11 protein-coding genes are annotated in these 16804 nt (G+C 39.8%); 8 read left to right on the top strand and 3 right to left on the bottom strand.

Translation table 11 applies throughout. From position 1 onward, the window contains the following. The first annotated feature begins 180 nt into the window (after positions 1–180). A complete protein-coding gene (locus tag H5114_RS14570; RefSeq protein ID WP_259395307.1) occupies positions 181–4479 on the top strand; it encodes an EAL domain-containing protein in 4299 nt (1432 codons plus the stop codon). A gap of 121 nt (positions 4480–4600) precedes the next feature. Continuing rightward, positions 4601–5083, top strand: a complete 483-nt coding sequence (locus H5114_RS14565; protein WP_182723299.1) for a hypothetical protein — start codon at positions 4601–4603, stop codon at positions 5081–5083. Between the two features lie 229 nt (positions 5084–5312). Here the strand turns inward: H5114_RS14565 and H5114_RS14560 are convergent, their stop codons facing one another. The 3 genes from H5114_RS14560 to fadI form a co-directional block, all read right to left on the bottom strand. After that, entirely contained in the window at positions 5313–5603 is a 291-nt protein-coding gene (locus tag H5114_RS14560; protein ID WP_235781780.1) for a hypothetical protein, read from the bottom strand. A gap of 242 nt (positions 5604–5845) precedes the next feature. Further along, entirely contained in the window at positions 5846–7972 is a 2127-nt protein-coding gene (gene fadJ, locus H5114_RS14555; protein ID WP_182723298.1) for a fatty acid oxidation complex subunit alpha FadJ, read from the bottom strand. A 5-nt stretch (positions 7973–7977) separates the two neighbouring features. Next, positions 7978–9288, bottom strand: coding sequence for an acetyl-CoA C-acyltransferase FadI (gene fadI, locus H5114_RS14550; RefSeq protein WP_182698072.1), 1311 nt, complete (start codon positions 9286–9288; stop codon positions 7978–7980). A 248-nt stretch (positions 9289–9536) separates the two neighbouring features. On the opposite strand from fadI, the gene H5114_RS14545 reads away from it, so the two are divergent. The 6 genes from H5114_RS14545 to H5114_RS14520 are packed head-to-tail and all read left to right on the top strand — an operon-like array spanning position 9537 to position 16744. Further along, a complete protein-coding gene (locus H5114_RS14545) occupies positions 9537–10493 on the top strand; it encodes a MoxR family ATPase (protein ID WP_182723297.1) in 957 nt (318 codons plus the stop codon). 41 nt (positions 10494–10534) lie between these two features. Beyond that, entirely contained in the window at positions 10535–11470 is a 936-nt protein-coding gene (locus H5114_RS14540) for a DUF58 domain-containing protein (RefSeq protein WP_182723296.1), read from the top strand. Beyond that, positions 11471–12019 (top strand): DUF4381 domain-containing protein, encoded by a 549-nt coding sequence (locus H5114_RS14535; RefSeq protein WP_182723295.1) that lies wholly within the window; start codon positions 11471–11473, stop codon positions 12017–12019. It abuts the gene before it with no gap. Continuing rightward, entirely contained in the window at positions 12013–13020 is a 1008-nt protein-coding gene (locus tag H5114_RS14530; protein WP_182723294.1) for a VWA domain-containing protein, read from the top strand. The genes H5114_RS14535 and H5114_RS14530 overlap by 7 nt, the downstream gene beginning before the upstream one ends. After that, a complete protein-coding gene (locus H5114_RS14525) occupies positions 13017–15119 on the top strand; it encodes a VWA domain-containing protein (RefSeq protein WP_182723293.1) in 2103 nt (700 codons plus the stop codon). The genes H5114_RS14530 and H5114_RS14525 overlap by 4 nt, the downstream gene beginning before the upstream one ends. Further along, complete coding sequence (locus H5114_RS14520; protein WP_182723292.1) at positions 15113–16744, top strand: BatD family protein; 1632 nt, start codon at positions 15113–15115, stop codon at positions 16742–16744. Before H5114_RS14525 ends, H5114_RS14520 begins: the two co-directional genes overlap by 7 nt. Positions 16745–16804 lie beyond the last annotated feature (60 nt).

The following is a 16804-nucleotide window of genomic DNA, read 5'->3' as shown; positions in this document are numbered from 1 at the left end:
GTATTAGTTAACCAGTTGATTAAAAAATAGTTATTTAAGCATTTTATGGTAATAATTGACTAATATTCTATCAATCAGACCTTTTTTGTTAACATGCTTTTGACAAAGCCCTTAGTTTCTGAAAAAGTAGACAAATCATCGACTTCTTTGCGGCATCGAAAGAGAATAAGTATAAAAATTATGCCTAAAATTTTACTCTTCATATGTGTTTATTTTATTTTTAGCTTCGGCGCTACAGCCATTGAAGCTGAAAAAACAGAATCAAACTTCGATCTACTGCTAAATTATACTAACTACGGCGTTGCAGATGGTTTATCCCAGGACACCGTAACGGCGATCGTTGAAGATGCGGAGGGTTATGTATGGGTTGGTACAATCAATGGCTTAAATCGTTTCGACGGTAATGAATTTAAGCAATTCTATGCCAATGATAATGCAAATTCTCTACCCAGCTCATTTATTCGTAATTTACTGATTGATGACAATGGTGTTCTGCAAATCGGGACAGATAAAGGTCTCGTTCAATTTGACAAAGAAACAGAATCATTCACTAAAAACAGTATCTCAACTCAAATTGGTGAACAAGCCATTTGGTCAATATCAAAGCAAGATGATGAAGTTTTTATTGGCTTGAATGGCAAATTTATATCTTATAACAATGAAAACTTAAAAATAAACTATTCCGTTGATAATAGTATATTAGGTGAAATAAAACACATTATTAAATTTAATAATAAAATATATTTAAGAAACTATGAAGGTGTCTTGTTTTTCATTATTGATGGAACACTTAACAAGATACTATCAAATACAAATGATATTTCTTTAATCAACGAAAAGATTATTGCAGTCACCAACGAAGGTGTATTTGATATTGCCACCTACCCCAAAAAAATATCTAACATTAAACTAACAAGTATAACCCCTTACATTGGTAATAAATCATTAGCTATAAATACGAATGAAATATACATTTTAAGTTATAATGATGAATTTATTGCAAAAAAAACAGGGCAAATAAACATACAAAAAGAAAAACTAAAGAAAACATTCATAAAAGAATACGACAATAATTTTTATATATCAAATTATAACGATGGTTTTTTAAAAATTGCGCACAATGCAAACTACATAAAAAAGATAAATATCGAAAAAAGCATTTGGTCATTAACATCGAATGAACAAAAAATATTTTTAATCGGCGACAATAGTACTCTAAACATTTACAACAAAAACCTAACACTTATAGATAAGAAAAAAATTAAAGTCCCTCATGGTCCTAAATCAATATTAGTCGACCATGAAAATATTTTTATTGGGACATCATCCGGGCTGTACCAATTTAATTTAAACACTGGCGTTGAGAAAAAAATAATCAATGAAACAGTATTTAACATAAAGAAGTTTGATGATTTTTTGTATGTTTCTACATTCACAGGCAATGTGTACAAAATGAAACTTAGTGGAGAAGTATATGACGTTATAAATACAAAGTCAGGATATCCAGTTTATGACACTCTAGTAATAAATGATTCTCTGTGGATCGCGTCTCAAAATGGCTTGCTCAGATATAAAAACAATAAAATCACATCCATATTTGACGGCGATTTTGTTTTCAACATACTTAAAGGCGATAAGGGTATTTATTTTGGTACTAGAAACTCTGTTTATTTAATAAAAGATGAAAAAAATTTAGAAATATCAAAAGTTCTTGATAGAAATAAAATAATATATTCATTAACAAAAATAAATAACAAAATAATTGCCGCATCCAATAGAGAAGTTAACATTATAGATCTTGATGATAATATTAACTATACTCTCGGAATGAACAATGGTTCATCAGAAGATTATAACACTCAAGCAGCACTGGTATTAAATGATAATGTATTACTAGGCAGTAACAATGGAGTTAATTTAATTAATCCTGATGATATTATAAAAAAGTTGAAAACCGAAAAAAGAAAAGGAATTATCTTTCAAGAACTACTTCTATTTAACACCCCAGTAGGAATAGGAGAAGGTATACTAAATAAACCATTAAATGAACAGGGTGAAATAACGTTAAAGTATTCAGACTACCCTTTCACAATAAAGTTTAATATATTAGGGAATCTAAATAACAACTATGATTTTTTTTATTATTTAGAAGATTTGGAAAAAGACTGGCTATCTACCAAAGGGAATAATACTGTAACATATACTAATTTATCAGCTGGGGAATATACATTCAAAGTCTATGCTGTAGACATATTATCAGGTAAAGAATCTGATGTTAGAAGTATATCTGTTTTTATTACGCCCCCATGGTGGTTATCCATACAAGCTAAACTTGCATACAGTTTATTTTTTATAATAATAATATCTTTATCTGTTAGAGCAATTATCCGCCGTAGACAAATCCAAAAACAAATAGCACAAAGCGAAGAGCGGTTAAAACTTTCTTTGTGGGGAAGTGGCGATGAAATGTGGGATTGGGATATTGAAAGTGGCAAAATTTACCGCTCGAACATCTGGGGCTCTTTAGACTTCCCTCAAGACGGCCGTCGCTCGGGTAATCCTGATGAAGAAAGTAATATCCACCCTCTCGATAGAGAACGGGTGACCAAAGCGTTAAATGATCACTTTAGCGCACTGACAGACCATTTTGAAATAGCATATCGAGTCAAAGCACGTAACCAGCAATGGATATGGATTTTAGATAGAGCAAAAATTGTCGAGCGCGATCAAAAAGATCGACCTTTGCGTATGACTGGCACGATTAAAGATATTAATAATATAAAACAAGCAGAAGAGCAATTGCGTTTATTCGCAAGAGCTATTGAAAATATCTCTGAGGGGATGTTTATTCTTGATGAAAAATATCAATTTGTTGAAGTAAATGAAGCTTGCTGTGAACTCAGTGAATTAACAAGAGAAAAATTTGTCGATGAAATACTCAACTTCTCTCGCTATCCAGCGAGCTATTCTGAACAAATAAGAAACTTACTAAAACAACAAGGTCGTTGGAGCGGCGAAATTGAAGCCAGTAAAGGTAAAGACAATTTTTTCTTAATGGAGCTAACCATTGATGCCATCTACAATGAACAAGGTGAAACCAGCCATTATGTCGGTGTTTTCTCAGATATAACACGTCGTAAACAACAGGAAGAAGAGCTCAGAAAGCTGACCAACAATGACTTACTTACCGGTTTACCTAATCGTTCTAGTTTGCAAGTCACACTAAGTAACCTAGTCAAAAAAGATATTCATCATACGTTAATGGTGCTTGATTTAGATAATTTTAAGCGTATTAACGATTCTTTAGGCCATCAGATTGGTGATGATTTATTAATTGGTGTAGCAGAGAGAATTAAATTAGCCATTCCCAAACATGCCAGCCTATACCGCCTTGGAGGAGATGAATTTGCCTTACTCGTCGATCAACATCCTGATATAGGTGCATGCGCCGCCATTGCCACACAAGTGATTAATTGTTTAAAGCCGGCTTTTATTCTTAATAATGATTCACTCGTACTCGGTATTAGTATTGGTATTGTGCTTTACCCTGAAGATGAGCAAAACGAGCAAGCATTATTACGTAAAGCAGACATCGCCATGTATCACGCAAAATCTGGCGGTGGTAATCGCTATCAGTTCTATTCAGAATCATTAAACCAAAACGCATTACGTCAACTTGAAATAGAAACCTTAATCAGAGAAGCACTCAAAGACGATTTATTTGAAGTCTATTACCAACCTAAAATTGATGTGAAGAAAGATCGTCTCACCGGTATGGAAGCATTAGTAAGATTAAATCATCCTAAATTAGGCTTGATAGGACCGAATGAATTTATTCCTTTGGCCGAAGAAAATGGTTTGATTGTTGAAATTGGTGACGTGGTGCTAAGAAAAGCTTGCTTTGCCGCGCAAAAATGGCTCGAATCAGGCCTGTTTAGTGGCAGAGTCGCTGTCAATTTATCGTCAAGGCAATTTGCTCTTCCTGATCTGCAACAACGAATAGAGTCAATTTTACGACTCACAAAATTACCAGCTAAACACTTAGAACTTGAGATCACTGAAGGGACTGTGATTAAAAATCCAGAGCAAGCGATTAAGGTGATGCAACAATTAGCAAAAATGGGCGTTAGCTTGGCACTTGACGACTTTGGTACCGGTTACTCCTCTTTGTCATATCTAAAAAGATTCCCGATTAACTGCTTAAAAATTGATAAAACCTTTGTCGATGACATTGATAAATCCGACAGAGATCTCAAGATGGTCGATTCAATTATTACCATAGCCCACAATATGGGACTGACTGTGGTAGGTGAAGGTGTAGAACAAACGGCTCAATTAAACATCTTAAAAGCACTTAATTGTGAGGAAATTCAAGGATATATATACAGCAAACCTATTAGAGAAGCCGACTTTGAGCTAATGCTTGCTGCCGATAAACTTAAGTTTGATACCATCAACGAAATCCAAATAAAAAAATAAATCACTCTCTCTTATATTTGGCATAACAAATGCAAATACAAGTTCAGTTGTCAAAATAATATTGTTATTTAACCCTGAGCCTGAATTACTAAATATAAGAGAGATTAAAATGATTAAAGGAATGATTACAGTAGCAGTTTTATCTGCGTTAACTTTTGCAAGTATTGCTATGCCTAATGCGGTAGATAATGTAAAAGCTAAAACTCTACTAATAAATACTACTGTTCAGAATAATGTGGATCAGATAACAGGCATTCCATATATCAAAGTCCTTGACACCCAAACTGCTGGCATTCCATACATCAAAGTCCTTGACACCCAGACTGCTGGCATTCCATACATCAAAGTCCTTGACACCCAAACTGCTGGTATTCCATACATCAAAGTCCTAGACACCCAAACTGCTGGTATTCCATACATCAAAGTCCTAGACACCCAAACTGCTGGCATTCCATACATCAAAGTCCTAGACACCCAAACTGCTGGCATTCCATACATCAAAGTCCTAGACACCCAAACTGCTGGCATTCCATACATCAAAGTCCTAGACACTCAAACTGCTGGCATTCCATACATCAAAGTCCTAGACACTCAAATAGCTTAAGGAGAACCCTATGTTTACTTCTCTAAAAATAGCACTTGGTTTAGCAAAACCAGCTCGTAAAAAAGTAAAATTGCCTGAAGGTTTAAATCACCTTGAAGTTATCCAAGCCAGAGCTTGGTGGAAGTAATTCTTAAAATACTGATGGTTAACCATCAGCCATAAAAAAGGAGCATAAGCTCCTTTTTTGTTATTTGAAATGTGAATTTTGATATAACAAACTGAAATGAGATTAGCCTTCTATGCTATAACGGCCATATCGCCAAACCTTCATATCAGCTAAGCGTTTGTGTGTGCTAAACAATGGGTAAGTAAGTGGCCCTAGTATACAACCAACACATCCCCACCGCTTTACTGCTAATCCATGCTTATAAGCTGCAAAACCAAATAGAAAACCACTACTAATACTCAATAAAACAAGCATGAATAACCAACTGAACTGCATTATCGCTAACTCCAAATAAGTCAGTAAATTAAATAACTCAGTAAATCTCATCCCTACCAGCACATCATTACGACTCATCTTTGACTCGCAAGTCATAATATTAACGCCATCAGATCCAAGTTATGACAGCTTAATGGCGAAATATCACCCACATAATAGTTTACGCTATCATCATCAACAATGAGTATTACACCCTAAAGAGGCATCTATCTGATTAAAAATCAGGCAAAAGCATGCCTTAAATAAATAAAAAAGCGGCAAACAATTGCCGCTTTTTTACAACTTGATAACTTTTTATTCGCTAAATAAAAACAGCCTTATTACTTTTTATAAAATTGGCTTCCATCACTGGCCATTTTGACTAAAGTGTCGCACGGTGCGAAACGGTCACCGTAGAGTGATTGATAGCCGTGTAAAGTTGCCACTAAATTGCTTGCACCTAAGGTGTCGATATAACGGAACGGGCCACCTAAGAATGGGGGGAAGCCAATACCGAATATCGCACCGATGTCACCATCTCTTGAAGAGGCAATAATCCCCTCTTCCAGACAACGAACGGCTTCATTAAGCATTTGAATGGTACAACGCTCTGCAACATCTTTTGCTTCTTTATCTGAAGCTATTGCGATATCGAGTACCTTATAAACTGATTCATCAACCAATTTGGCTTTTTTAGCTTTAGGCCCGTATTGGTAGAAACCTTTGCCATTTTTACGACCTTTACGGTCATCGGCTAATAACTTGTCAAAGGCTGCGGGGGCTTTAAAACGATCGCCGAGCTCTTTTTCTAAAATTGGCGAAATTTTAGCTCCTACGTCAATGCCCACTTCATCGAGCAACGTCATTGGCCCCACAGGGAAACCAAACTTGACTAACGCGCGATCTAGATGCTCAACACGCTGACCTTCAAGTAATAACTGTGCCGCTTCGTTCATATACAGGGCTAGAATACGGTTAACGTAAAAACCAGCACCATCTTGAACTACGATAGGTGTCTTTCCTTGCTTGCGTGCGAACGCCACTGTAGTAGCAATGGTTTCGGGTGATGTGGTTTTATGCGCAATCACTTCAACTAAGGGCATTTTTTCTACCGGAGAGAAATAATGTAAACCGATCACATTTTCAGGACGGCTTGCCGCTGCAGCAATCTGACCAATAGGTAAAGATGAAGTGTTCGATGCAAAAATGGTGTTTTCACCACATTCACGCTCAACATCCTGAACCATTTTATGTTTAAGCGCTAAGTCTTCAAATACCGCTTCAACCACGATATCGGCATCTTTAATACCGGTATATTCAGTGGTTGTTGTCATTAATGCCATGACATTATCACGCGCGATGGGTGTCATATGACGACGTTTTACGCCTTTATCTAAAAGCTTGTAAGCATATGATAGTGCGTTACTGAGTCCCTGCTCTGAAATGTCTTTTACACGTGCTGGAATTTTAGCTTTAGTAGTCGTAACAGAGGCAATACCACCGCCCATCAAACCACCACCTAATACCATTACTTTTTTAACTTTACGTGGCACAGCGCCTTCAGCACCGGTTTCTTTTTTCATTTCCGTAGTGGCAAAGAACAAGCTACGTAATGCAGCAGACTCTTTTGACATCACCAAATTAGCAAAATGGGTCGCTTCAACCTCAAGCCCTTTCACCATGCCTTTATTCATACCTTGGCGAACACAATCAATAATTTTGGCAGGTGCAGGATAATTACCCTGAGTTTTCTTCATTACCTGTTTACGAGCTTGATCAAACATAATATCGCGAGTAAACGAAGATGATTCTAAAAACTGATTAATTTTAGATTGCACCACAGGTTTTGCAGCTTGTTTGCCTTTTTTTGCTAACTCAATCGCAGTTTCAAGCAAAATAGAGTTAGGGACAACATCATTCACTAAACCCATTTTTAATGCTTGTTTAGGACGAATTTGCTTGCCAGTAAGCATCATATCTAACGCAGTTGCAATTCCGACTAATCGAGGTAAACGCTGTGTACCACCGCCGCCAGGCAGCAGACCCAGTTGTACTTCAGGCACTCCTAGCATGGTTTTTTTATCATCGCTACATACACGTAAATGACACGCTAGCGCTAACTCTAAACCACCGCCTAAACAAGCACCGTTGATAGCGGCAACAACCGGAATGGATAAGCCTTCAAGCTCAGAAAAAACCACATGACCTTGTTGTGACAATGCTTTGGCATCAGCTTCACTCTTGCAAGCGGCTAACATTGTGATATCAGCACCAGCAACAAATGAATCCGCCTTGCCAGAAATAACTACCAAGCCTTTAATACTATTATCAGCTTTAATTTCGGTTAAGATGTCACTAATTTCAGGGCCAAATTGTTCTTTTAAGGTGTTCATGGTTTCACCAGGAACATCCATTGTTAAAATCGCAATACCATCGTCACGACGAGCTAAATTAAATGTTTTTTCCATGCTCATTACTCCACCTCTAAAATCATTGCAACACCTAAACCACCTGCGGCACAAGCTGTCGCTAATCCAGTTCCACCACCACGACGCTTAAGCTCTCGACACACTTGGGTAATCAAACGTGTTCCGGTTGCCGCAAAAGGATGGCCATAAGCCAACGAGCCCCCCAAAACATTAAACTTACTCATGTCGATTTCGCCAATGGCGCGACTACGACCTAACTTCTCTGCAGCAAATTTCTTTGAAGCAAACATTTGCATGTTAGCTAATGTTTGCGCCGCAAATGCTTCGTGCATTTCAATGAGGGTTAAATCTTCTAATTCCATTCCTGCGCGTTTTAGTGCTAATGGCGTGGCATAAGACGGCCCCATTAACATATCTTGCCAAACATCAATAGCGGTAAATGCATAACTTTTGATATAGCCAATTGGCTGATAACCTAGAGCTTTGGCTCGACCTTCACTCATTAAAATGATTGCCGATGCACCATCAGTTAATGGCGTACTATTCGCGGCAGTCACGGTACCGTGTTTACGATCAAATGCGGGACGTAATTTGGCATAAGACTCTAATACAGAGTTTTCACGAATATTATTATCGCGGTCAATAAATTGTTTAAAAGGTGGAATATGAGCTGTCATCACCTCTTGTTGAAGCACGCCAGAATTCCAGGTGTCAGTGGCTAATGTATGTGAACGATGCGCTAATGCATCTTGATCGGCACGACTGATGCTATAAGTCTTAGCCATTTGTTCTGCGGTTTGCCCCATAGACAAACCCGTTGAATATTCAGCAACCGCAGGCGGGACAGGCATTAAGTCTTTCAAACCTAAACGGCGTGCAATCGCAAATTTCTGCTTAAAAGTGCGTGCTTTATTTAAGTCGACTAAAGCATGTGCCAGCTTCTTTGATACACCAATCGGTAACACAGAAGAAGAATCCGAACCACCCGCTAAACCGATTTCAATGTTGCCAGTCATAATTGACTCAGCGACGTTAACCGCAGACTGGAAACTAGTTGCACAAGCTCGAGTGACAGAATAGGCATCAGTTGACACATTCATTCCGGTACCCAGTACAATTTCACGGGCTATATTTGGCGCTGCTGGCATTTGTACAACTTGGCCATACACTAGTTGTTCAATTAATTGAGGATCAATTTCAGAGCGAGACAGCAACTCATTTACCACCATTTTGCCCATATCTAGCGCAGATACGCCATGAAAGGCTGTTGCTTGTTTTGCAAATGGTGTTCTTAAACCGGCAACAATCGCAATGCGTTCACCCCGGGAATTCGTTACTTGTTGTCTATCACTCATGTGTCACCCTCTATTATTGTTAGCTCATCTCGGCTCAGCCGGTAAGTTTATATGTTGCCAGATAATCTGGTCAGACCATCAAAGTGTGACCTGATTCTAACTTTTTATTGAACGGTTTTAAACAGGCGTTTACAACTATCTACTTCATAAAGAGTTAAATTGTGTTAATCCTACTAGCCAAAAACCAATAGAATTCATAACATAGGATTTAATACACCCAATGCCAACTAAATAAATTGAGTACTACTATGCCGTTAAGTCGTTTTCACTCACTCCGCGCCTATTTAGATACTGTTGTCTTAGGTCAACCCGTATTAACAGAAAACTTGCTGATAGCACTTATCGCAAATGGTCATTTATTAGTTGAAGGTCCACCAGGTTTAGCAAAAACGCGAGCCGTAAAAGCACTATGCGACGGTGTCGAAGGTGAGTTTCATCGTATTCAGTTTACGCCCGATTTGCTGCCTGCCGATTTAACCGGTACCGATATTTATCGCCAACAAACCGGTACATTTGAATTTGAAGCAGGGCCCATTTTCCATAACTTAATCCTTGCAGATGAAATTAACCGAGCCCCTGCCAAAGTACAATCTGCTTTATTAGAAGCCATGGCTGAAGGCCAAGTTACTGTAGGAAAACACAGTTATCCTCTGCCGCCACTTTTTTTAGTCATGGCAACTCAAAACCCACTCGAAAACGAAGGTACCTACCCCTTACCTGAAGCACAGTTAGATCGTTTTTTAATGCATTTAAACCTCGATTACCCCAATGCCGAAACCGAATGCGAAATCTTACGCCAGTCCCGTAAAGAGGCTAAGACACACCAATTACCAACGATAGATCCTGTTGCGCAAGCAGATGTTTTTGCAGCAAGAGATCAGGCATTAGATATTTATTTAGCTGAGCCACTCGAAAAGTACATCGTTGAGATTATTATGGCGACTCGCCAACCAGCAAGATATGGCGCAGATTTAGCAAAATGGCTCGAGTATGGCGTCAGTCCACGCGCCACGATTTCATTAGAACGTTGTGCAAGAGCACGCGCTTGGCTGTATGAACGAGACTTTGTATCGCCAGAAGATATTCAAGCGGTTGCGCCCAATGTTTTACGGCACCGCTTGTTACTCAGCTATCAAGCTCAAGCTGAAGGTGTTACGGCAGATCAAGTGATTGATCATATTCTGAGTCAAGTTGCCGTACCGTAGATGTTGCAATAGGTGCACTTATTATTGAGCATAATTAGATTATGATGAACCAAACCTACTCATTACCCCTTTACAGTGATGGTATGAGCTTAAATGAGCAAGAATTAATTGCTTGCCAAAGCTTGTCGCGCGCCCTCCCCGATCATAAGTCGCGGGCAAAAGCAGCCTTGTCGGGTCATCGAAGCAGTCAAATAAAAGGCCGCGGTATGGAGTTTGCTGAAGTTCGTCATTACCAAAATGGTGATGATGTTCGAACCATTGACTGGCGAGTAACTGCGCGAACCGGAGTTGCGCACACTAAGTTATTTGTGGAGGAACGCGAACGTCCTATCCTGCTGTTGATAGATTTGAGCCACAGCTCATATTTTGGCTCGCAATTAGTACTTCAATCTGTCCAGATAGCCCATTTAGCGACCACATTAGGTTGGAATGCAATCAATAATGGCGACAGGCTTGGGGCGTTAATCGCCAGTGAAACTAATCACTTAGAACTTAAACCGCGAAGTCGCCGCCAAGGTATTTTGCAATTAACGTCGGGGTTAATTGATGTTCATCAGCAGCAATTAAAGCAAATTAATCAATTGTCACCTGATCCAGGCCATATGTTTAAAGCCTGTCAACGTTTACAACGTATTGCAAAACCTGGTTCTCTAATCTGGATTATTACCGACGGTCAACATATTAACCAACAATGCTTAGCACCATTAACTGAGTTATCACGTCACTGTGATATCGGAGCATTTGTGGTAACCGATCCATTAAGACAAGGAACCTTGGCGTTACCAAAACAATTTGCCTTACCCGTTCGAGATGGCCAACAACAATTGACCTTAACTCGGCAAAGTTACGAGGCTTGGTTAGCGAATCAACAAGCGCAGCAACAACAATTTTTTGCTTTAATGAATTTGATTAAAGTGCAACCAAAATTAATTGATGCCGCTAAACCGCTCAGTGCCCAATTGGATATTTTACGTTAAATGACCACGCCAAACATACCATCACAACCAATGCCAATTGATGCCAACGCATCGGCTTTAGCTCAATTGCACGATATTGCGTTACCCGCCCCGATCAGCACCATGCCGATTGCGCCAGGATATTGGATAATCGCAGCCGTATTGATTATTTTAGCCGTTTGGTTGGGCAAGCGTTTATATAAACAACATCAATATCATGCACCACGCAAAATAGCCCTAACACTTTTACAAAGTTATAATGTCGAAGATAATAGCTTTGCATCACAAGTCAATAGCTTACTCAAGCGTACCGCATTAACTTATCTACCACGAGAACACCTCGCTAAACTCAATGGTCAACCTTGGTTTGATTGGTTAGATACTCGTCTCGCGCCAGATCAACAACATAAAATAGGACAATTACTCGTTAAGCGTCACCAAGCGAGCGGCTTAGATCAAGCCGAAAAAGCCCAATTACTCCAGTTAGCACAAGCTTGGCTCAACAATAAGCATGCTTTTAGTGATGCGACCTTAATATCCAACAATCCACATCAGGAGGCCAAATGTTAGCATTTTACTGGCCATGGTTATTACTCTTACTGCCACTGCCGTTATTGATTAAGCGTATTAATATAGACAGTGTCGGTGGACATTTACAGTTACCAGGCATCGCTACTACGATGACGCACTCAAGGGCGGTCAAACACAAAGTGAGTCGTAAACGGTATTGGTTAATGTGGACTTTTATTCTATTAGCAATCGCAAGGCCACAATGGTTAGGAGACCCGATTGAATTACCCGCCAAAGGTCGTGATTTAATGATGGCGGTTGATTTATCAGGCAGTATGCAAATTGAAGATATGGTGATAAACGGGCAAACGGTTAATCGATTTACGTTAATTCAGCATGTATTAAGTGATTTTATTGAGCGTCGAAAAGGAGATCGGCTCGGACTCATATTATTTGCAGACCATGCCTATTTACAAGCACCGTTGACCCTAGATCGCCGCTCTGTAGCCACGTTTTTAGATGATGCGCAAATAGGCCTAGTAGGCAAGCAAACCGCTATTGGTGAAGCGATTGCCTTAGCGGTAAAACGTTTTGATAAAGTCGATGAAAGTAACCGTGTACTAATTCTCCTCACTGACGGTTCTAATAATGCTGGCAATATTGACCCCGAAGTCGCAGCCCAAATTGCGGCTAAACGTAATGTCACCATTTACACTATTGGCGTGGGCGCTGAAATGTTAGAACGGCGTACTATTTTTGGTAAAGAGCGAATTAATCCTTCAATGGATTTAGACGAGGAGCAACTCAAAAAATTAGCCAGCATCACTAAAGGTCGATATTTTAGAGCTCGTAACAGTGAAGAGTTAAACAGCATTTATCAAGAAATAGACAAGTTAGAGCCGGTAAGCCGAGATCAATTAAGTTACCGCCCAAAAAGTGAATTATTTTATTGGCCTTTATTAATGTCATTACTAATCAGCTTCTTAATTAGTCTGCAGCAACAATGGCCAAATCAGTTATGGCCTAAAATCAAGTCTAGCAAAGAGGCGGATCAACAATGATACATTTCATTCGCCCTGAATGGCTATTGGGCATGATTCCAGTATTGATATTAAGTGCATTATTTTGGCGTAGACATAGCCAGCAATCAGCATGGAAACAATATATCTCCCCGCATTTAAGTCAGTTACTGGTGACCCAAACCGTGGAGAAAACTCATCAACCTAAATGGATACTGATTGCCTGCTGGATAATTGCAGTGATTGCGCTTGCCGGCCCAGCGTTGAATAAACAAAGTTTGCCGGTATTTGCTACTGAGCAAGGTAGAGTGCTCATTATGGACATGTCGCAGTCTATGTATGCCACGGACTTAAGCCCGAATCGCTTATCTTATGCCAAATTTAGAGCTACCGATTTACTAAACGAACTCAAAGAAGGCGAAACAGGACTCATTGCCTACGCTGGTGACGCTTACACTATCAGCCCGTTAACTCGTGATAGCAGCACCATTTTAAATTTATTACCCACATTATCACCTGATATTATGCCAACCAAAGGATCTAATTTAGCAGCAGCATTATCACTGGCAGAGAAACTATTAGCTCAAGGTGGCCATGTCAGTGGCGACATTATAGTGATGACCGATGGCATTTCTGCACAGCAATTTAATCAAGCAACCAGTGCTGTCAACGACCGCTATCGTTTATCCATTATGGCATTTGGCAGTAAACAAGGCGCCCCGATCCGTTTAGCTGATGGTCAGTTATTGCGAGATAACAGTAATGAAGTGGTTGTCGCTAAAACCGATTATGGTTTATTACAAAAACTAGTAAAGCAACATCAGGGTATCCTAGTGCCAGCGCAAACAGATGGCAGCGATATTTCAACTCTTACACAATGGTTAGCCTCAGACGGCAAAGCGAGTGAAACAGAACTCGCTGGTGAGACTTGGCAAGATCTCGGGCCATATCTGGCAATGTTATTAGTCATCCCAATATTAATGAGTTTTAGACAAGGATTATTAACGGTTATGCTTAATCCTGTTTTGCTATTGTCTGCAGCAATGGCGTTTGGCCTAACTCACAGTCAACCAGCACAAGCGTCGGTGTGGCAAGATTTATGGCAAACCCAAGATCAACAAGCCGAATCGGCCTTTCAGCAAGGTGAGTTTGCTCAAGCTGCTGACACATTTAAAGACACTCAATGGCGCGCCTCTGCACATTACAAAGCGGGTAATTATCAACAGGCACTGGCTGAGTTTGAACAAAATAATACTGCCCAAGGATTATTCAACCAAGGTAATGCATTGATGCAGTTGAAAGACTACCCAGAAGCCATTACTCGTTATCAAAAAGCGATTGCCGCGCAATCACCTTTTATCGAAGCTGAACAGAATTTAGCCTTAGCTCAACAACTGCTCGAACAACAGAAAAAAGACTCATCAGAACAAGAGTCGGATAAATCACAACAAGGCTCATCCGACTCAAAAGATGATCAAAACTCATCTTCTGAGCAATCTTCTAATAAAGACAAATCACCACAGTCAGAACCGGATAAGTCTCAGCCCGGTGAACAAAAAAACCAGCAAGATCAGCAAGACCAATCGAGTCAGCAAAACCAAGATCAGCGCGCTGAAACTCAATCTAAAGACAGTAATGATAGCTCCTCTGACAGCGATAAGTCAGCTGAAAAAGATCAAAAGCAAGATGAAAAACAATCTCAATCAGCATCAAATGATCAGCCGTCAGGTGAGCAAAAAAATGACTCACAACAAAATAGCTCAGAGCCACAATCATCACCAAATACTAATGATAACAAGGGCTCACCCAAAAATGATCAATCGCAAGACTCACCTGAAAGTAATGAATCTAGCATGCAAGCCAGTGCGAGCAAAAATGAAGATCAGCCTACTGATGATAAACAGAAAATGAGCGCAGCTAAGGCTTCTGACCTTGCAAACGCCGAAGGTAATTCGCAAGATAAACCAGCTGAAATGGTATCAGCATCGCAGATGAATCAAGATTCACTGCCAGCGGACATGGAAAGGGCTCTTCGCGCTATCAATGAAGATCCCCAAGTATTAATCCGTAATAAAATGCAACTTGAATATCAAAAACGTCGTCAAAACAGTCAACCACGTGAGGATAATGAACAGTGGTAATTAGAACTTTTTTTAGCTTATTGCTATTGATTATTGCAGCCCCTGTATTTGCAATGAGCCAAGTACAAGCAACTGTAGACCGTAACCCTGTGGTTGCAGGTGAATACTTCGTACTCGATGTAACTGCTGACGACGATCTCAGTGCCAACGAATTAGACACTTCGATATTACTGAAAAACTTTATTGTCGGCAGAACCAGTGTAGGTCGCAGTACCAAAATGGTTAATTTTGACACCACAAAAGAAACTCGTTGGCAGATATTATTATCACCTAAATCAGTAGGTAATATCACTATTCCCGCATTTAACATCAAAGGCGTGAGTTCAAACCCGATTAATCTTAAAGTGATCCCACAAGGCACAACAGCCGACAAAGCTGAAAATGTATTCATGAGAATATCGACGAGTGCCTCTGATGCTTATGTCGGCCAGTTAATCACCTATAAAGTAAAATTGTATCTTGCAGTAGAATTACAACGTGGAGTGCTCAGTGCTCCAGCCATTGAAGGGGCACAAATCAAGCAAATCGGTGAGGATAAAGACGGAAGCGAAATTGTCGATGGCCGCCGTTTTAGAGTGATTGAACGTACTTATGGGATTATTGCTGATCTGCCTGGAGAGTTGGTGATTAATGGCGCCGGCTTTTCGGGTGATGTTATTGTCGAGGCTCCTAGGCGTGGAGGTATGTTTGGTTTTAATGAAAGTCGACCAATACAAACTGCAGCCGAAAGGCAGGTAATTCAAATCAACCCTATTCCCCCAAGCTATAAAGGAAAATGGTTAGTCAGTGATATTGCTGTATTAAAAGAAACTTGGCCAGAAGATGTTAGTGAATTTGAAGTCGGTAGCCCAATTACCCGTTCAATTAGTTTAATCGCATCCAATACTGATGACACCAGTTTACCAGATATTGATATTCCGCTGACTGAAGGCTTAAAAGCCTACCCAGAAAAACCAGTAAGACAAACTTTTGTTCGCGACAACCAAGTCGTGTCGCAATACAGTATCACTACCGCGATTGTGCCAACAAAACCAGGAACCTATACCCTACCTGAGATCCGTGTACCTTGGTGGAACCCACATCTTAAAAAACAACAATTTGCCACGTTACCAGAACGAACAATTAACGTAATCGGCAGCTCAACGGCAACCACAGACATTCCACCCGTTGATAATTTTAGCGCAGTTCAAGGTCGCGGATATTGGCCACTATTGAGTGCCGTTCTGGGGATGTTATGGCTTATCACCTTAGTATTATGGCGTAAGGCGGTATCGGCAAACCGAGCACAGCCATACACAGATGATGACAATAAAAGTCAAAACACAAAGCCTAAAACAACCGCAAAAGGCCTCGATGCCATTATCGATGCATGTGACCGTAACGATAGCAGTGCTGCTATTGTCGCAGTACAAGGCTATTTTAGTGAACGCTTAGGAAAATTTATGACGCTAACGCAAATCAGTGGATTATCTGAGCAATTGTCGGCGGCACTGAATAAATTACAAGCAGATAAATACAGTAATCATCCACAAGCAATTGACAAAAAATCACTTATGGATGCCATTTTGGCTTATCGGCAACCTGATGCAGGTAAAAAATCATTAATTAAACAACTAAATCCCTAATATTTAAACGCTAAATAGCAGACAGGTTCTGCTATTTAGCTTGCTATTAATCCCCCCGCT

The sequence above is a fragment of the Shewanella sp. SR43-8 genome, assembly GCF_014163775.1.
Taxonomy (GTDB): domain Bacteria; phylum Pseudomonadota; class Gammaproteobacteria; order Enterobacterales; family Shewanellaceae; genus Shewanella; species Shewanella vesiculosa.
This window is presented reverse-complemented; position numbering and strand designations above follow the sequence as displayed.